Raw genomic sequence first — 19,399 nt, forward strand, 5'->3', positions numbered from 1 at the left:
CGTTTCAGCGCCAGTAGGCTATTTGCAGGTTCGCGGGGTTGATCACGACCAGCTAAGTTGAGTCTAGGCGCCAATTGTCATTCCTCTCTGAGTTGCGAGGGGCCGACCTCCTGAAGTCTACGCCGCCGAGAGCAGCATCTTGAATTGGGCGAATCGCCTGGATCGGTGCTCCTGTGCTTGCGGTACCTTGCAGTGGTTCGCCGACGTGACCCCATTGCGCCGATTGGAGGCGTCGCGGGCGGATCCGAGCTGGTCACATACTACGAATTTTGTCGTCCTGAAGCTGTTGTACGGCCAGCCAAGGTCGCCAGCGGCATGAAGATCTTACAACCTCACCCTACGTACGATTCAAGCCCTTATGTCGGGAGTCGTGCAGTTCACGCAGGATCGGATGCGAACCCAGCAGAGAAGCCCAATGTCCCCGATCATGCTCCGTTAGCGTGAGGTTTCCAAGCGGCGTTCTCAACCCAGAAGGAGACCGCAGTGAAGCTTGCTCGCCGCGCTTGCATCCGTTTGTAAGCAGCTTGTCTGATCTCAGACAATGCGAGTCGCAGATAACCGCAAACAGGGTTGCATTGCGAAAGCAGCCTACGGGATCTTACGGAGGGCATCTGTCGCATTTTCTTGATCTAGAAAATGCATGTTGCTCTGCATGAAGCAGAAGAAGCCATTCTCCGACGCCAAACACTGGCGAGGCCGCGCGGAAGCGACGCGAACAAAAGCGGAGTCGCTCGAGGACGATGCGTCCAGATGCCGGCTTTTCAAGATCGCGAAAGAATATGATAAGCTGGCTCGCCTCGCGGAGGAGCGGCAAAGAAATGAGGTTGACGAACAGTTCTGATTGCGACCGGAGCTGACGGTTGCATCGAAGGTCCAGGCCTTGCGACCGCGGCGCCGAAGCCTCTCCACAACGTCGGCTCTGGGCTGAACTGCGAAAATCTCTCGCGACAGGGGGAATGAACGAGGCTGCTCGAGTCTGCGGTCTGCGCGTCCGAGCCGCTGACCCTGAATCCATCGTGAAGCGGGCCTAGCCGGCCACATAGATGACGCATTGCCGGTGTCTCAGGCGGCAACCCGGCTAACCGCCACACATGAGAAGAGACCAGATGCAAGCCCACAGTCAGATCGTCGCAAAGCGAATTTACAAGCCTCTCGCTCGACGAACTGGCGACAATCTGTGGTCGCTTTGGATCACGAGCTGAAGTCAGCGAGGTATCTTTGCGTGACAACGTAGCCGGGTCGCCGGATCATACCACGCAAAATTGCCCTCCGCCGCCATTTTGGCTGTGAGGCATTTTAGTCGGTTCCTGGCACCTTGCGCCAAGCACGGTTAGCTCAAGCCGTAACGTGGCGCCGAAGAAGTGAGCACAAGCTGGCTTCTGGCGCGGCGTGCGAAGGCAAACGTCGTAAATGTCTGCGCGCATTGCCTGCACGAGGCGAGTTCGCAGCCAAGGCGCGCATGACGAGAACATCGACTGACAATTAGATGTCGAAAGACCTCTTGGGTAGACGATTCCAGACAGAAGCGATGTTCTGATTGAGATAAATTCAGTGCAGATGCTCAGGACCGCCGATGGCTGGGTGGCAACCGTCCGCTCCATGAGTCGCGCGACACGCGCGGTGCCGGATTCGAGTCTATCGCGCAAAAGAAGGAGGACGCGTGAGGAAGCAAATTGTAGAAAGGCTCGAGGCGGGACGCGTCCGCGATGGCCGATTCGCCACTGCACCGGGATCTGGTCCTTCCGGTGTCTTCTTTGTGCAGGGGCCTTGTGGCTGTGAACTCGAGATCATCGGCTTCGTCCGCCCAGGATGGGAGCATGTCTCTGTGTCGACGCCACGGCGTTCGCCAAACTGGGAGGAGATGTGCCTCGTCAAGGATCTGTGTTGGGATGAAGAGGAATGCGTGATGCAGCTGCATCCTCCTCATTCACAGTATGTCAACAATAGCCGCTATTGCCTGCATCTCTGGAGACCGATCAGCCAGGTCATTCCGACGCCTCCGGCAGCCTTCGTGGGCATCGTCGGGCTCGGGCCGTCTGAGGCGGCAATTCTGTTTGCACAGATCAGCGCGATGTAGCGGACCTCGCCGCTTCGGTGTTAATTCGCGCCGCGGGATGGTACTCTGCTGTTCCGCAGATCATCCCAGAGTGCGACGGAGTTGCTCACCACAATGGCATGGGCGCCCTCTTGATGGAGCCTGGGTGACCTATAATAGTGCGCAGGATCGCGAATGGGCGTTGGGCTACCACTCTGCGTCCCAGCGCCCAACCCGCTGCGCTTCCGAAGGCGGCGAGAGGCAGCACTCGCAGATGCGGTTAATCGTGAGACTGCGCGCTTGGCTGGTCGAGCTTTGAGAACAGAAGCTTGGCGATCGACGCAAAGTCGACTTGGGAGTGCCGAACACTCCTCGGCAATGGAGGGAGAGCGACCTTGCAGTTGCCGACATCCGCGCGTCGGACCGGCGCGGTGATCGCGTGCGGCTTAATCCGACGATGCTGCTGACGCCCATTCGATGTTCCGGATTACCTCCGTTGCTTCACCGGTACTAGCGGACGGATCAAAAGATGCCGGCACGTGGGCCCTGAACACTGCGCAGTGCGGCCAACACACACGCTGTCCTAATCGAATGCTGCTCGCGCAAGTGCATCAGGACCGGAAGGTGGTGGACGCGTTTGTCCGCGGCCTGGAGGGCGTCGTGTATGTTGCCCATCACTGGCCTGCATCGCGGCCGGTTTGCACGTATCTGTGACGGCGCGGAGGGGCCGGCCTTGCAGGTAGTGTGCAGGAGCCTGGGCTTGACGGAGCCATGTTTCATCAATTCCAAATTTATGAGATTGTCTTGGCGGCGCCGACGACGGTGGCTGTTTTGGTCCTTGCCGGCGAAGGTTCACAGATTATGGCCGGTTCATCAAGCTGCCGATCCAGTGCACGCTACGAGGTTTTTCTGCTGCCGCGCGCGGCATTCGCGAAAGCTGCGTGGGGCTCGCGTCGGATCATAAGCAGATTGCGACACAGCAGCGGTCTCGAGGCGAATGATATCTCGGTCGGGCCATGCCCAACCAGTTCTGTAGATCCGTTCTCCGGCGTCCAAAGGCACCGGACGAAGCGGTCGCACCCCAAGCGCTGTCAAATCACTCCGCCGAAGCGGCGCCCTTGGGTGTCTTACGCCGCCGTTGCGCCAGCGAGACGAATGAACATGCTCGCGCTGACACCTGTCCTGACAACTCGGACCCATCAAGAAGATCCACTATCGACGCTCGCGTCCGTGGTGTCCCGGTAGGTTTTGACAGGCAAGACGTATGGATGGCGAGTGCTCAGAACCATCGCGCAAAACCAGATCTTGAAAGATATTGCTTGCTGATCGCGCAATCATTGGAAGTTTGTGCTTTCCAGCTTCTCAGTGACGCGCTTTCTATCTCCCTATTGACAGACACCCCTTGCTCTTCCAAGGGAAAGGCCGATTTTCATGGACATGCGGGCCGGATCAGATCGAGCATGAGTCACATTTCGCACCTGTCTGTTGAACGCGTCACGATTCCAGTTCTGCAACGATGCAAGGAGGAAAGGCGCGCCATCGTGATGACCACCGCTTACGATGCGGTAACAGCGCGCATCGCTGATCCCGTCGTTGACGTCATTCTCGTTGGCGACAGCGTCGGCAACGTATGCCTTGGGTTTGACGACACTTTGCCGGTCAGCATGGCGATGATGAATCACCACTTGGAGGCGGTCGCGCGAACAAAGCCTCGCGCGTTGCTGGTCGCGGACATGCCGTTCCTCAGCTTTCATCTCAGTCCTGGCGAGACGATACGCAATGCTGGAGGTTTCCTGCAGCGTGGTGCAGACGCCGTCAAGCTCGAGGGAGGTGTGAAGCGTGCCCAAATGATTCGAGCTTTGGTGAATTGCGAAATTCCCGTGATGGGCCATCTTGGTCTCACCCCACAAAGCGTCAATGCGATGGGTGGATTCAAGGTACAGGGTCGAAACGCGGACGACGCCCTACGTCTGCTGGACGATGCGCACCATCTGCAGGAGGCCGGATGCTTCGCTCTTGTCCTTGAAGGCATCCCTGCCGAGCTCGCTGCCCGAGCGACGGAATCTCTGACCATACCAACGATCGGGATCGGAGCGGGCCCAAATTGCTCGGGCCAAGTGTTGGTTTTTCACGACGTGTTGGGGCTCGCAGGAGGTCATCATCCCAAATTCGTGCGTGTCTATGTAGAGGGCTGCCAGCTATTGCAGGACGGGCTGTCGCGCTGGGCTGCTGACGTCCGTAGCGGAGCATTCCCTGCGCCGAACGAATCATACCGGCTTCCGGACAGCCTGCGCGACCCGATCGCAAACTGGACGCCCTCCGAGGTAAGTGCAAAGTCCAACATCCTATAGCAAGTACGCTCGAATCTTCGTGATAATCGAGCCGGGCTCGCAGCGGGTATTTCTTGCCTGCACAAGCTCATCTAGCGGGCAAAAGCGCGCGAGTGTGCTGGCTCGAAGCGAACTGGACCAGGTCCGATATTCCCCGGTCGAGCATCTTGCTCAGCTGGTGCAGTTCGGATCAACTGAGGATTTCGGCATGTACCCGCATTATTTTTCAGCGCATGAAAAACTGCCAGCGAAGGCGGCGTCACTGGCAGCTCTGCGGCACTTTCACACGGGATTTATCGGGCTGACATGGCAGTTTCGTAACGTCGCGACTCGCAATCCGTTCGAGACCGTGCAGCCAGCTGTTGCATGGAGTGGACAAGAAAGTTCAACCAGTCGGCTCTGATGCGCTGCATGGTCGTGAACCTCAATCGTTGAGATCGTTACGATGCCAAGCGTGAGAGAATCGGACGGGCTCGCGATGAGCAGTCGCAATCTCGGGGAGGGCAACGCCGCCGAGCTGTAGTCGTCAGCCGCGACTTGTTCGTTGCCAAAGAGGCATGTCACTCCGGCGAGCGGCAGGCTGGAACTGTTCTTTGGCTTGCCATGAGCTGAGCGCCGTCAGTCGGATGCAGTGTCGTGATTTTCTCGATGCTGGCACACACAGAGCTGCATAGTTCCGGTAGTCTCCGCGGCGGCGGTGTGGACTGCCGGCCTACGCTGGCGCGACAGAGCTTCCGGAGGACGCGACACTACCAGTCACCACTCAATACGGCCCCAAGAACCATCTCGCTGGATATGATTGGGTTCGGTTCGACGGCCGGTTTCGATTGAAGCCTGGCGAGCGACGCGACTCTCAAGGCGGTCGATCTTACTGCAGCGAGCCCAGTACGATGCCGTCGCCGGCGGCACATACCCCCAGCAATCCGCGCTTGATCTACACGGTACAGAGCGACCAGGAGCTACGCGAAGGTCAGCTGCTGCTGCAAGGCATTCTTGTCTGACTTCGAATGATATCCGCGTAGCGGAGAGCGATGTTCTACTAAGAAAAACGCGCCTTGACGCCAGGCGTCCCGAGTAGTCGCGTCCAGGTTCGAAGGCTATTGCGGAGGCGGCACAAGTCAATGCTGCTATCGCAACGCCATGCCATGTTCGCAACGGAATGCATGGCTAGTTCATTGCAGGTTTAGCCTGCGAAAGACCTGAACGCGCCGGCGTTCCAAGGACAAGCTGAGACAGATATGGAACCGTTCCAACAATCGAGCGGACCGTTAGTGCGAACACAACAATGCAGGCTCCGAGCGTACCGGCGACGGCAAAACGGGTCGTGAGATTCCAACCGTCTCCGAACTGCATGAAATCCATGAGACGGAAAACGGTACCCTGGACCAGGTAGAGCAGAAGCGTGCTCTGGCCCAACTCCACAGCGATAAAGCGGCCCGCTCGGTTTGAACGGCCAATGCGCCAGCATAGCAAGAAGAGTTCAATAGCGATTGCTGAAGCAGCTGCAGAGCCGACAAACATCACAAACACGTCTTTAGCCGACCTGAAATCGTGAATGATGGCAAGATTATTATAGATATAAGTGTCCTTGCTCCAGGCTAGAAAGCCTACGCAAGTCACTATCGAGAGAAATACAATCAGGAGCATCTTCCCAGATCGCACTTTACTCATCATTCGTTCTCGCGACTGAGCCAGCAAGAATCCCAAGCAGAAGAACGGGTAAGTGAATTTGATCAGAGGAGATATGGAAAATGTCACGGGCGCGAGTGCAACCAGTATGGCTGACCCAGATATAACCCACGATCCGTGCTTGAGATTGGTAAGTATCTTGACGAGAAGGTAGGAAACAAAGGTGGCCCAGATGAACCAGTATGTGCCAGCGAGGTCGTCTACAAACTCCAGAGGCTCGCTCGTTACGCTAGTCGCGCGCCACAATGCCCCAAATTTAGCAGCCTCCATGAAGGCCCACCAAAACAGCATCGGCAGCAGGAGCTGCTTCGCACGATCGCTGGCGGCTCTAGTGAACGACTTGCGCAGCAGCGATCGACAAGAAAGGTATCCACTTATCGCCATAAAGAGCGGCATGTGAAACATATAGATCGACTTGTAGTACGGCGAATACCAAAACCCATCATCTCGGTAGATGATGTACTGGATCAAATGCCCCACGATTACCAAAATAATGAGCGCACCTTTGGCGAAATCTAACTGTAGATCTCGATCGTTTGCTCCCGGTGTACGCGGCCCGTGCGCGATCGATCCAGTCACGGTTGGCAATGTGTCAAACATCTAAATATCTGTGTCCGATGAGCCGGTGGCCGGTTGTCTCTTTCTTTTCTGCCTCATTGTTCGGCTAAATGAAAGGGGTCGATGTGACAATTTGGATGCAAAGTAGGCTCGGGGCTTCTGAGGCGCCGAAACCGTTGATTGCGATTGCAGCTATGCTGGAACCCGCTAAGGCTGAGATCGCCGCTGCGCAATGTACGGTTCTGAATGATGTCCACACCCATGCTGGGAGGCGCGAAACTCGCGGGTTGGTATGTATCCGGTGAAGGCGTCTGGTTGGATCCTATTACCTGATCTGCTTGGGTTCAGCAGGGTGAGCCACGTTCTCAGAACGGCAGTTCTGGGCGGGAGAGCGTAAATGCGCTTGTCGGGCGCGCGTGCAGGACGTCGCGAGCCAAGCTTGTCGATCAATATCGTTGGCCCGGGCGGTGGCGATCAGGCTGAAGATCGCAACGGCGCGGCGGCGGCCCTCACTTGTGGACGAGCTCACACGCGACGCAAATTGAGCAGCTCTCCGCAGAGCCCTGTCACGGCATACTACGATGTTCCACTCGACTCTGCGCCAACGAGGTCACCTCCGGCAGACCTCAGACTTGAAAACTTGGATCAGCCAGCTCGGCGAGAGGCGCTCGTAAGTCTGAGGTGCTAGGTCAAAGGTGCTGCTCGCGCTCAGGTGGTCGTGGAGGAGGGCAGCGGGGGTGTTCTCGCGCATTGACCGACTCGGCGGAGCACAGACAGCCTCGACAATCCAAGCCTCGCCTCCATGATCATGGCCTCAAAGCTTCTGGCCATTTCGGGCGATATGCGAGGAATTGCGCGAGCACTTGCGCGGCGATACTATTCTAGCAACTTCCTTTCGTGGGCCTGCAAACTAGTGTGGCCTGGCCAAATTCAACGTTTCGGTCAATGACTGCTCGAATATGTCTAGGCCTTCTCCCAAAGTATCTTGGTCTATCGTAAGTGCGGGCAAGAACTTTAGCACCTGATCCGTCGGTCCGCATCGCTCGACAATCAATCCTTTCTCAAACGCCTTATGTGACGTCGCCTCTGCGATTGCGCTCGTTTTGCAATCAAACCCGCATACCATTCCGCGTCCCCGAACAGCGAACCTGTTTCCGTGCTGGTGCGCGATAGCGTCCAGCCGACGCCGCATAGAGTTGCCCAACCGTCGGACCTCTTGCGAGAACGCCTGATTGCGCCAATACAGATGCAAGGCCGCTTTGGCAGAAACGAGCGCAAGGTTGTTTCCTCGAAACGTTCCTGTGTGCTCGCCTGGCTCCCATGCGTCGATGGCTTCTTTGATCAAGAGCATTGATAATGGCAAACCGTATCCGCTCAGCGATTTTGACATCACCACAATGTCTGGCGATAACGTAGCGAACTCGAAACTGAAGAACTCGCCTGTACGGCCACACCCCATTTGGATATCGTCAACTATGAAAATAGCTCCGACGTCTTTCGCCAAAGCCTGAATTGACCGCAACCATTCCTTGCCGGCCACATTAATGCCCCCCTCTCCTTGCACGGTTTCGACGAGAATGGCGGCTGGAAGATCAATACCACTGCTCTCGTCCATCAACACCTTTCGCACGTAATCCGCCGGACTGTCAGCGGAGCCCAGATACCCATCATAGGGCATGAAGGTTGTGCCGGATAAAGGAATGCCGGTGGCTTTGCGGTAATAGCGGTTACCGCTTGCGGCTATGGCCCCCAAGCTTTGGCCGTGATATCCGTTCGTGAAAGAAATGACGTTGTGGCGTCCTGTGATCTTACGCGACAGCTTCAGAGCTGCCTCAACAGCATTAGCTCCCGTAGGCCCCGTAAATTGAAAGCGGTAGTGAAGATCCCGTTCACGGAGGACGACAGAGCTGAAGGTCTCCATGAATTCGACCTTTGCTGGAGTGGCCATGTCCAAGCCGTGGACGACCCCATCAGACTCGAGATACTCGCTGATCGCAGCTTTGATTTCCGGATTGTTATGGCCGTAGTTTAGCGCTCCGGCGCCGGACAGAAAGTCAATGACCTTTCGGCCAGCCTCTGTGAACATAATAGAGCCGCGCGCCTTGTTGAAGACAGCAGGAAACGAACGCGAGTACGTGCGCACGTTGGACTCCAGAGCTTCGATTGTGTTCATGTAGCGCGACGCGCGTACTCCAGGCATGTGGTCATCTCCTTAAACAAGAAAATCAGGCGCATTGCCAACATCGTACAAGACGACCACGCGTCGTTCCGCACCGTGGACGTCGGGTTTCCGCGTCGCGCGTCTGAAAATCAGCTCCCCGACTTACCTGAGAACCAGGCGGAACAAAGCTACTACGTCTAGTAGTTCCGGTCGGCATCCGCGAGGATCCTGGCTCACTCGTCTCGCGCCCAATTATGCGGAGTCTCGCGCCATCGAAGAATTTGCGCATGCCGTACGGCTAGCTTTGCCGATTGCGTAGTATTTTGGCCCGAGAAGTGTCATCTCGGCGAGAGGGGCCGACGCGCTGGAGGCAAGGGCGGGGCCCGCCAGCGGAAGCGTGTCTTGCCTGTTCACGCTCATGGTCCCGGCGAGTAGAATGGACACGGCCGCCGGCGAATCTGGCCCCGGCATGCGGTGTCATCGCGCACGTCCAGAGCTGACCGCTTTGCTGACTCGGTGGGCTAGGACTGACGCCGTGGCCTCGAACCGTTTCGGCGGGCCGAAGCACACCCGAAGCTTGCGCATCAGCCGGAGCTGCAGCGCTGCAGCCCTGATGCCGCTCGTAGATGCGACTGAAGCAATCCTTCGCTGCAAAACGCATCCACCCAGACGCTAAATTCGCCAACCTACGTCCAACCTCAGCAGTGCAACCGTTCGGAAGGGGTCGTACCACCACGAAAGTGGTGTGCAGCTTCGTTGAAAGGGAGGGAAGGGGCCTCGCCCGTTTGATTAGGCGTTCATACGCGAGGCGCCGTGTCAGGATCCCCACATCGCGAGTGCCTCAACCAGATGCCGAAAGTGCAACACCAGCGACAGGAATGCGGCGAGACGGAAGGGCGATGGTCGCCATGGGCACGCGGTTCGCACGGACAATTGCACATTGATGGAGATCGTAAAGGCCGCGTGGGTGCGGCTTGGTCCAGACTGCTTCCCCATCCTTCACGCGCGCGTTCCACCAGGATGTTCGCGAAGCGCTTCATCGAGGCAGGCGATCAACTCCAGACCGGTGAAGGGCTTGGCGAAAAAGCCGGTTACGCCGGCGCTCAAGGCGCGGGCTCGCGTGCGATCATCCGCAAAGGCGGTAATCAAGATGAATGGCCCAGCGTAGCCATGGGCTCGCATCTGTTCCAAAAGTTCAAAGCCGCTCATCACGGGCATCTGCACGTCTGCAATTACACAGGATGTGCCGTTCAATTGAGACGACCGCAAAAATTCCTCAGCCGACGCAAACGTATGAACGACGTGACCCTGCGATTTCAATAGGTTGTTCAGTGCGGCACGAACGGAAGGATCGTCGTCGACAACAGAAACAATTGAATAGTTGGACAAGACCACCCGTCCCAGTTGGGCGAAGACGCTGGCCGAACCATAACGGCCAGCTGAAGGGTGCGCGTGTACGACGAAGTTGTAAAATCATACTTAGGTTTGTACCCTGAAACGGTCGGTCCCAATTCCCAGCCTCTCAGCCATCCGAATCAGATCGGCCAGCGATCGAGCGCCCATCTTCCTCATAACGTGCCCCCGGTAGATCTTGACTGTGATCTCGGCGAGCCCGAGTTCCGCGGCGACCTGCTTGTTCAATAGCCCGGTGGCGACCAGTCTCAAAACGTCCTGCTCTCGTGGACTTAGGGCCTCAAACAAGGACTGCAGCTTCTTGACCACCTTGTCTACGCCACGTCGCTTGCGATCCTGTTCGATAGCTGCGACCACTCCGTCGAGCAATTCCTGATCGCGAAACGGCTTGCTGAGAAAATCAATTGCTCCACTCTTCATCGCTTTGACGGTCATCGGAATATCCCCATGAGCGGTGATGAAAATGATGGGGATGTGAACCTGCAATTTGGCTAACTCATTTTGGAGCTCAAGCCCGCTCAATCCTGGCAGTCTGATGTCAAGCACGAGGCAGCTAGGAACATCGGGAAGCTCGCTCTGGAGCAGTTCTTGGGCCGATCCGTAAGCAACGACATCTAGACCGATTGAACGAAATAGGTTGACCAGCGATTCGCGCATTGAGAGGTCGTCGTCGACGACGAGCACGCTCGGCCTCGCCTCCGGCTGTTCGACAGTTGCGGTTTGCTTCCGCGGTTCAGAGCGCTTGGTCACGATACGAGCCTCATTTCTGCGTTTTATAGTAGAAATATTGTGTGGTACAACTTTTAGTTGCTCGCCTAGGCTTTCCTGGAAGCTTTCGCGCAGTGCAAATCTTTGAAGTTTCCAGGTGTATGACCGGTCAGCCGTTTGCGCCGCGTGACGCCCTAAACTCTAGCAAAAACCGCCCGAGTGGTCGAGAACTGGCTTTCGTGTCTGGCCGCTGTCCCGCTGGATCGACTCCGCGGCATCGATAAACCAATCGGAAACCGTTTGAGAAACGCTCTCTCGCGGGCGGCGCGTGCCACCTGGCCCTCGCGAGTTCGGACTGCAACAGGCGTCGGAGGACAGTCATTGAGCGGCTGGATTAAAATGCCCGCCGTCTTGGTAGTTGGACGCGGGGGCGCGAAGTGCGCGAATTGGCGCGATCGTGCCTGTGCATGCGCCGATCCCGCCGGCGTTGAGATCGGCATGCGGTGTAGACAATCGCACTTGTACCAAAGAAAATAGAAACCAGAACGAGTAGCAGCGGCATCGGCACATGAACTCTTTTTTTTTCGTCGGAGCGCCTGTGAGTTGCGTCTTTAGCTAGCTCGGGAAAGCACCTTGCGTCGGCTTCGTACAACCTGACGCAAGGTGCGATTCAAGTCCTTTCGGTCGTGCTCGTCGGAAATTTAATCACGTAGGTTGCGGCAGCGCCCACGGTGCTTGATCCCGCTGCTAAGCTCGTATGCTAACATGACCGTTTAATCTAATGGAGAGGTCGGCCGCATCCGCAGCCCGACTGTCGACTACTTCGACACCTCCTGTGGAATCGCTCTCCTGCCTCAGCTCAACAAGGGCTGCATTCGCCAACCGGCATTGGCCGGCCAAATAGGTTCGTGTCGAGCAGGGCGGAATCGAAGCTTAGTTACTCAACGTCGAAAGATAGGAAAGAAACGCCGCGAGCGGTCAGCCCAAGTAGCCGCCAATCTGTCCCTAGCTCATCGAGCTTCACGCGCCTCATTAAAGCCGGCCCGGCGCACTCGTCCGAGAAGAAGTGCGCCGGGTTCGCCCACATCGCCAGTACATCCGTGGTGATGCTGCGTCAAATAAAGCAACCCGCGTGGCAAAACTGAGGCTCATTCATGAGCCGATAGTGATTCCCTGCAACGTCACGCAGCGCACGAACAGCTTGGACCGTACGTAGCGTCACGTTGTACGACGTCGTCTAGACTGTCGAGTTGGCTCATTGGCTCTATCGAGTTGGCAAAGTCAGACCCGGTATTGGCAAGGATTCCATGAATGCTGTCACCCGTGGCTAAGAGAAGGCGTTCCGCTTTTCTTCATTTTCCTTCAATTCTTTTTACCGCCTTTGGGATAGCTTACGCGGCGCCTGAACACCGGTTTAAGCAGCGTGAACTTTCTCGCTATCAGCTTCGGATGGCCGGCTATGTCGCTTTCCGCAACCGGCAGCGATTGACATTCCGATGAGTGAGGGCCTGTACGGTACCAGCATCGGAACTGCCTTGTCGCGAGGCAGTTGCTCTCGGAGTGCAGAGAAGAGCTACCGGCACGGTTTCGCTCATCGTGGCTCGCAGATCTACCGCTTGATGCTGCGGTTCAGAGTTGATGACGGCCCTGCCCTTGACGCCATGGGGCGGGAATGACGGTCGATCGCGCAAATAGCACCGCGTCGCTCCGCGGCAGTTGTGGCCTGGCGTCACGCGTCGCGCCGAACATGGACAACCGAACAGCCTTCACATGTCGATGCCTGATTGAGCCGTGGCAGCTATCCCAGGTCTGCTGCAGGTCGGCCGTGGACCGCTGCTCGAGTAACACCCCCGAGCCGCTCCATCATGAACGAATCCTTCTGCGGCGACACGCTGCGCACGGGGCGAGCCGCCGCCGGTCCGTGTGGGCCCAGCCCGCGCGCCCGATTGCGCTCGATCGATACGATCGGGCTCTGAGAAGGTGCATGCGTCGCTCGTATTTCGCTGATCGCCGTCTACTCCTTGGCGACGTTGTTCGGGACCTGTGCCCGCTTTCTGCGAAGTCCCTTCACAATCGCGCCCCTTATGTGTCACATTTTGGCTCGCGTGTTCTTAGTTTGGGCGGGCAAATGCCGCGGGAGCCTCTCAGCCGAACCTTGTTCGGTTCATATCTTGACGGCGACATCCAGCCCCTATGGGAGGACGGTGATTGCGCGTTCTGCCGTGCGTGGCGCCAGCAGATGCACGGCAGCAGGGCTGTCGTGCTTGTGGTCCGACCGATCGCGGAACACCCAGCGACGCTCGACCGCCTCGCCCACGAGTGTGGGCTGCGGGAGGAGCTCGACGAGGCATGGGCGGTGCGGCCGTTGGAACTGATCCGGGAAGCTGGTCGGACCATGCTGGTCCTGCAGGATCCATCCGGCGAGCCGCTGCTAAACCTACTTGGACTCCGTATGGAGCCCGAGCGCTTCTTGCGCCTCGCTGTTGGTATCACGACGGCCGTGGGCAAGCTTCACCGCCAAGGCTTGGTCCACAAGGACCTGAAACCCGCTCACATTCTGGTCAATTGTCCTGACGAACAGGTCCGACTCACTGGGTTCGGTCTGACGTCGCGTCTTTCCCGCGAGCGCGTGCCGCCCGAACCTGTCGAGTTCATCGCCGGCACGTTGCCCTACATGGCGCCCGAACAGACCGGACGGATGAATCGCTCGGTCGATTGTCGCAGCGATCTCTATTCACTTGGCGTGACATTCTATCAGATGCTGACCGGCGCGCTGCCGTTCACGGGGGCAGATCCCTTGGAATGGATCCATTGTCACATCGCGAGAAATGCACTACCGCCTGTCGAGAAATCGCGAGACATCCCGGAGCCAATCTCTCGGATCGTGATGAAACTCCTCGCGAAAACCGCCGAGGAACGCTACCAGACTGCCGCTGGCCTTGAGCACGATCTGCGACACTGTGTCGCGGCTTGGGCCAACCACGGTCGCATCGATACATTTGAGCTGGGCGCAGATGACACACCTGATCGGTTGCTCATCCCCGAGAAGCTCTATGGGAGAGCCCGCGAGATCGAGACCTTGCTTGGCTCTTTCGATCGCGCGGCGAAGAGCGGCGCGCCGAGGTTGGTGCTGGTTGCGGGTCACTCCGGCATTGGTAAGTCCTCGCTTGTCCAAGAGCTACACAAAGTGCTGGTGCCCTCGCGCGGACTGTTGGCATCAGGCAAATTCGAGCAACTGAAGCGCGATGTTCCTTATGCGACGCTCGTGCAGAGCTTTCAGAGTCTTGTCCGTTCTCTTCTCAGCAAAAGTGAGGGCGAACTCGCGGTTTGGCGGCAAGCGCTCCGGGAGGCGCTCGGCGCGAATGGACGGCTATTGATCGAATTGATACCCGATCTGAGCCTGATCATTGGCGAGCAGCCCGCGCCTGCTGAGCTTCCAGCCCGGCCAGCGCAAACTCGTTTCCAACTGGTGCTTCGCCGTTTTATCGGTGTGTTCGCCCGGCGAACCCATCCATTGGTGCTCTTTCTCGACGATTTACAGTGGCACGATGCCGCAACCCTCGACCTGATCGAGGATCTTCTGACCCAGTCGGACCTGCACCTGCTGATTATTGGAGCGTACCGCAGCAACGAAGTTGATGCAGGCCATCCACTCAAACGCAAGCTCGACTCCATCAGGAGATCCGACGTAAATGTAGAGGAGATCACGCTGTCGCCGCTCACGGCAGACCATGTCGCACAGTTGGTCGCGGATACCCTTCGCTGCGCACCAAAACGCGCTGTCCCGCTTGCAACGTTGGTGCATCAGAAGACGATGGGTAATCCGTTCTTCACCATTCAATTCCTGTCTGAACTGGCCGAAGAGCAGCTGCTGACGTTCGATCACGAGCTGGCACGCTGGCGCTGGGATCTCGAGCGGATTTACGCAAAAGCATACACCGAAAACGTCGTCGATCTTCTGCTAGGCAAGCTCATCCGGCTGCCCGAGGAAACGCAGGACGCGCTGCGACAGCTGGCCTGCTTCGGCAACATCGCCGGGACGACGGAGCTTGCGGTCGTGCTCGAAACCTCACGCGAGAAGGTGCATGCGAGGCTGTGGCCCGCTATCCGGCAGGAGCTGATTGCGCGCCATGGAACGGCCTATCGGTTCGTCCACGACCGCGTTCAAGAGGCGGCCTACTCGCTGGTGTCGGAATCTTCGCGCGCTCCTGCCCATTTGCGCATCGGTCGGATGCTTGCGGCACACGTCCCTGCGCCCAAGCGCGAAGAGGCTATCTTCGATGTTGTCAGTCAACTTAATCGAGGTGTCGCGCTAATCGCCTCCGGTCAGGAGCGAGAGCAGCTCGCCGAGCTGAATTTGACCGCAGGGCAGCGTGCCAGGGCGTCGGCCGCCTATGCCTCGGCACTCGCATATTTCACGGTCGGTGCGGCCCTGCTCGCGCAGGATGCTTGGCAAAGCCGCCACGAACTCGCGTTCGCACTGGAGACCAGCCGGGCCGAATGCGAATTCTTGGTAGGGCGGATTGACATTGCGGAGAGCCTCCTTTCCGCGCTGTCGAAGCGCGCTTTGAACGCGCTTCAACGAGCAACTGTCGCATGTTTGCGGGTCGATCTTTACCTGACGCTCGGTCAGCACGGCCGGGCAGTGGCCATAGGTCTCGAATATCTTCAGGACGTCGGGATCGATTGGTCGCAGCATCCGAAGGACAAGGAAACACTCGCCGAATATCAGCGGATGTGGTCACAGCTGCCAGACGCGATCGAGGATCTTGCTGGTTTGCCCGGAATGACAGACCAGAGCTCGCTTGCCACGGTTGCCGTGTTGACGCGTATTCTTCCGGCCGCGGGATTCACGGACGTCAATCTATCCGTTTTGGTCATCTGCAGAGCTGTCAGCATCAGCCTCGAATACGGCAACACCGACGCTTCCTGCGCCCATTACGCATGGTTAGGCCGAATCTCGGCGGGACGCTTCGGCGACTACCACGCGGCTGATAAATTTGGTCGTCTTGCTTGCGATCTGGTTGATCGCGGTGAGTTATCTCGTTTTCGGGCTCCGGTTTATTTGGCCGTCGGATGCAACGTGATCCCGTGGACGCAGCCTCTAAGAGATGGTCGAGTGTTGATTGGCCGAGCGCTCGAAGCTGCGGTCAGCATCGGCGATGTCATCTATGAGGCGTACAGCTTGCTTCATCTAACCTCAAATATGATTATGGCGGGAGACCCCCTAAAGGAGGTGCAGAACGAGATCGAGAAAAGCCTTGCTACGACAGGGAATAGAAAGGTTCAATTTGCTGCTGATGCCGCCGCTGCACAGCTCGCAATTATCAGAACAATGCGCGGCCTCACGCGCTCATTCGGTTGCTTCGATGATCAGCAATTTGACGAGCTGCACGTCGAGCGATCCTTGGAACTAAGTCCGGAGCTGTCACCTAGCAAGGCCGTGTATTGGATCCGCAAACTTCAAGCGAGGTTCCTAGCCGGCGATTATGCTGCGGCTGTTGGTGCTCGCTCGAACGCCGAGCCGCGATTATGGACCATACCGACAGAGCCCTTGACCGCCGAGTTTCACTTCTATGGTGCCCTGTCTCACTCATGTTATTGCGACAGGCTAGGTGAAAGCGAGCAGCAGCAACATCGAGAGCTGATTGATGCCCACTACAGACAGTTGCAGATTTGGGCGACGAATTGCCCCGAAAATTTTGAGAATCGGGCCGCCTTGGTCGGCGCTGAAATTGCAAGGCTGGAACACCGGGATGCCGATGCAATGCGACTGTACGAACACTCAATCCAGACTGCAGCACGTAACGGTTTCCCCCACCACGAGGGGATTGCTTGCGAGCTTGCAGCGCGCTTTTATGCTGCGCGCGGTTTTGAAAGAATCTCCCGGATTTACCTGCGTGACGCGCGGCGCGGTTACCTTCGTTGGGGAGCAGATGGTAAAGTGCGTCAGCTCGACGAGCTCCATCCTGATCTCAGCCGCGAGGAGATCACGCTTGCCGTGAACGGCATGAGGATCGGAGCTCCGGCTGAGCATCTTGATCTCGCGACGGTAACAAAAGTGTCGCAGGCGATTTCCGGCGAGATCGTGCTCGAAAGGCTGATCAAGACGCTTATGCGGACTGCCATTGAGCAGGCCGGCGCCGAACGTGGTTTGTTGATTCTGCTGCATGAAGGCGAGCCACGGATCGAGGCGGAAGCCGCAACTGTCGCTGATGCCGTCGTTGTACGGGTACTTGAACAGGCCGTGGTCCCGTCGCTTCTTCCCGAGACGGTGCTGCATTTCGTCCTACGTGTCCGCGAAAACGTCATTCTCGAAGATGCTGCCGCTCAGAGTTCATTTGCGGATGATCCGTATATCCACGAGCGCAAAGCGCGCTCTATTCTCTGCCTGCCACTGATCACGCAGGGCAAGCTGATCGGCGTACTTTATCTGGAAAATAACCTCGCGCCGGGCATATTCTCGCCTGCCCGCAACTCCGTCCTGAAAATGCTTGCCTCTCAAGCTGCAACAGCGCTGGAAAACAGCCGGTTGTACAGCGAAGTGCAGCAACGGGAGGCGAAAATCCGGCGCTTACTCGACACTAACATCATCGGAATCTTTATCATCCGCGAAGGGGGCGAGATCATCGAGGCAAATCAAGCCTTCCTCACGATGGTTGGATACGACCAAGAGGATCTTGTCGCAGGTCGAGTGAACGGTCTCGACCTGACGCCTCCAGAATGGCACGAGCGCACAATGGATGCTCGGGCAGAAGCAAAAAGGACCGGAGCTGTTCAGCAGTTCGAGAAAGAGTATGTTCGGAAGGATGGCAGCCGCGTGCCGGTGCTAATTGGCATCGCCGTATTCGATGAGCGACAGGACCAAGGTGTTGGCTTCGTCCTCGACCTGACAGAGCGAAAGAGAGTGGAAGCGGAAGCCCGTGAAAGCGAACGGCGTTATCGCGAGACTCTGATGGGCCTTGCACACGCGAATCGGATTACGACAATGGGACAGCTGGCAGCCTCAATCGCGCATGAGGTCAACCAGCCGATTGCGGCGATCAGCAGTAATGCAGGGGCAGGACTAAATTGGCTCGGTGCTCAGCCGCCGAATCTGGAAGAAGTTCGGCAAACCTTTGGTTTGATTGTCCGTGACAGTATGCGCGCGGGGAACGTGATCCGCCGGATCCGCGCTCTCATGAACAAGGCTCCGATGCAAACCGAGCTTCTTGCTATTGACGAATTGATCTTAGAGGTGCTGGCCCTAGTTCGCGCGGAACTCGCAAAAAATGATGTGTGGGTGCAAACCCGAGTGCCTGAGGCTTTGCCGCTTGTTCGAGCAGATCGCGTTCAGATCCGGCAGGTGATTCTCAATTTGATCACGAACGCTATCGAGGCCATGAGCGAAATCAAGGAAGGTGACCGCGAATTGCTGATCAGCGCGCGGACGGGCGGCTTGGACAACGTATTGGTCAGTTTTCGAGATACCGGTCCGGGACTCGATCCCAACTGCGCCGACCGCGTATTCGACGCTTTTTACACCACGAAATCCGAAGGCATGGGCATGGGGCTGGCTATTTGCCATTCTATTGTTGAGGCGCACGGGGGCCGGATGTGGGCCCGCGCCAACGATCCTCGCGGGGCGATCTTTCAGTTCAGCATGCCCGTTGCGCCGGAGGGCGTGGATCGGGCGGAACAGGCCCGTTGAACGTCTCAGGTTCGATTTCGATCTCGAGCAGGCGTGCCGCGAACCTTATCATGGTGACAGGAGCGAGCGGGATGACCGTGAGTAGCCGTGATCAGTGTCGCCGAGCGAGCCTCCCGCATCGTCCGATCAAGGTCGGGCCCATTGACAACTTGGAAGGGGGCGGCGTGTACCTCGGCGGAGCTCCCCCGTAGCCCGACAGAAGCCCGGGCGACTCATCCTTTGACCGGCAAACGCCTCTTGCTGGATCGCAGAAACTGCCAATCTTGGTGGGTCGTTCGTTTCTCGCGCGCTAGGCCCCTGCGGACAGCAAACCCATGATGCTTCGAACGTGCGGGTGCGAGAGCGCGTTTTGCGCAAGGTGGGCCACCGTTGCCCACCGCGAGGCGCTTGCAGGCGAACTCGGCTCTTATGGCGATGGCCCAGGCACATGAGCCGCTTCACCTGACGGCCATGAGTGGGACGGCTGAGCCCTGCCGCATCAACTCGCCCCGCCGCGAGTCGCAGGTCGGTGGTGACTGGGTGCACCATCTCGCTTCCTTCATCGTCGGGCGGCATCTGCTTTGAACTGCGGGAAAATCGTTCCTGCGCCTAAACATTCTATGTCGCCGACACCAGGACAACGGTCGATCTGAAACAAGACGTTGGCCGCGCGATTCGGTGAGCCGGGGATCTTGCTTTCATTCTGAAGGGGTTGTTAAAGCATGTTCATCGGGTGCGATTGCTCCTAAGCTACCCAGATCCACGGCGGCTGTACTGAGCATGCGGTTGTACACTGCGGCTGCTGCGTAGGATGGTTCCGATATTCCAATCTGCCT

Annotated in this window: 9 protein-coding genes; 5 read left to right on the forward strand and 4 right to left on the reverse strand. The window is 57.7% G+C overall.

The window, feature by feature from the left end; genetic code table 11:
- Positions 1–652: 652 nt before the first annotated feature.
- From BRA1417_RS0111485 to BRA1417_RS46220, 4 genes are all read left to right on the forward strand, one after another.
- Positions 653–841 carry a hypothetical protein gene (locus tag BRA1417_RS0111485; protein ID WP_035969283.1) on the forward strand — a complete coding sequence of 63 codons (189 nt, stop codon included), beginning with the start codon at positions 653–655 and terminating at the stop codon, positions 839–841.
- A gap of 819 nt (positions 842–1,660) precedes the next feature.
- Complete coding sequence (locus BRA1417_RS43865) at positions 1,661–2,077, forward strand: hypothetical protein (protein ID WP_156948684.1); 417 nt, start codon at positions 1,661–1,663, stop codon at positions 2,075–2,077.
- 1,418 nt (positions 2,078–3,495) lie between these two features.
- Complete coding sequence (gene panB / locus BRA1417_RS0111505; RefSeq protein WP_027515918.1) at positions 3,496–4,386, forward strand: 3-methyl-2-oxobutanoate hydroxymethyltransferase; 891 nt, start codon at positions 3,496–3,498, stop codon at positions 4,384–4,386.
- Positions 4,387–4,792: 406 nt separating this feature from the next.
- A complete protein-coding gene (locus BRA1417_RS46220; RefSeq protein WP_354202422.1) occupies positions 4,793–4,888 on the forward strand; it encodes a pantoate--beta-alanine ligase in 96 nt (31 codons plus the stop codon).
- A gap of 644 nt (positions 4,889–5,532) precedes the next feature.
- On the opposite strand, the gene nolL is transcribed toward BRA1417_RS46220, so the two are convergent.
- From nolL to BRA1417_RS0111540, 4 genes are all read right to left on the reverse strand, one after another.
- Positions 5,533–6,654, reverse strand: coding sequence for a nodulation factor fucose acetyltransferase NolL (nolL, locus tag BRA1417_RS0111515; RefSeq protein WP_198034817.1), 1,122 nt, complete (start codon positions 6,652–6,654; stop codon positions 5,533–5,535).
- An 868-nt stretch (positions 6,655–7,522) separates the two neighbouring features.
- On the reverse strand, positions 7,523–8,785 hold the full coding sequence (gene ectB / locus BRA1417_RS0111525; RefSeq protein ID WP_027515920.1) for a diaminobutyrate--2-oxoglutarate transaminase: 1,263 nt from the start codon (positions 8,783–8,785) through the stop codon (positions 7,523–7,525).
- A 987-nt stretch (positions 8,786–9,772) separates the two neighbouring features.
- Positions 9,773–10,168 carry a response regulator transcription factor gene (locus BRA1417_RS0111535; RefSeq protein ID WP_035968456.1) on the reverse strand — a complete coding sequence of 132 codons (396 nt, stop codon included), beginning with the start codon at positions 10,166–10,168 and terminating at the stop codon, positions 9,773–9,775.
- Positions 10,169–10,252: 84 nt separating this feature from the next.
- Positions 10,253–10,936 (reverse strand): response regulator transcription factor, encoded by a 684-nt coding sequence (locus BRA1417_RS0111540; RefSeq protein ID WP_027515922.1) that lies wholly within the window; start codon positions 10,934–10,936, stop codon positions 10,253–10,255.
- Positions 10,937–13,022: 2,086 nt separating this feature from the next.
- Here BRA1417_RS0111540 and BRA1417_RS0111550 point away from each other — a divergent pair.
- Positions 13,023–18,584 (forward strand): AAA family ATPase, encoded by a 5,562-nt coding sequence (locus BRA1417_RS0111550; protein WP_084462198.1) that lies wholly within the window; start codon positions 13,023–13,025, stop codon positions 18,582–18,584.
- The last annotated feature ends 815 nt before the right edge of the window (positions 18,585–19,399 follow it).

Origin of the sequence: Bradyrhizobium sp. WSM1417, from assembly GCF_000515415.1 — a bacterium.
Taxonomy (GTDB): Bacteria; Pseudomonadota; Alphaproteobacteria; order Rhizobiales; family Xanthobacteraceae; genus Bradyrhizobium.

Bases quoted from the DNA above. Each gene is read 5' to 3' on its own strand.
- BRA1417_RS0111485 (WP_035969283.1), top strand. From the start codon at position 653: ATGAAGCAGAAGAAGCCATTCTCCGACGCCAAACACTGGCGAGGCCGC.
- ectB (WP_027515920.1), bottom strand. From the start codon at position 8,785: ATGAACACAATCGAAGCTCTGGAGTCCAACGTGCGCACGTACTCGCGT.
- nolL (WP_198034817.1), bottom strand. From the start codon at position 6,654: ATGTTTGACACATTGCCAACCGTGACTGGATCGATCGCGCACGGGCCG.
- BRA1417_RS0111550 (WP_084462198.1), top strand. From the start codon at position 13,023: ATGCCGCGGGAGCCTCTCAGCCGAACCTTGTTCGGTTCATATCTTGAC.
- panB (WP_027515918.1), top strand. From the start codon at position 3,496: ATGAGTCACATTTCGCACCTGTCTGTTGAACGCGTCACGATTCCAGTT.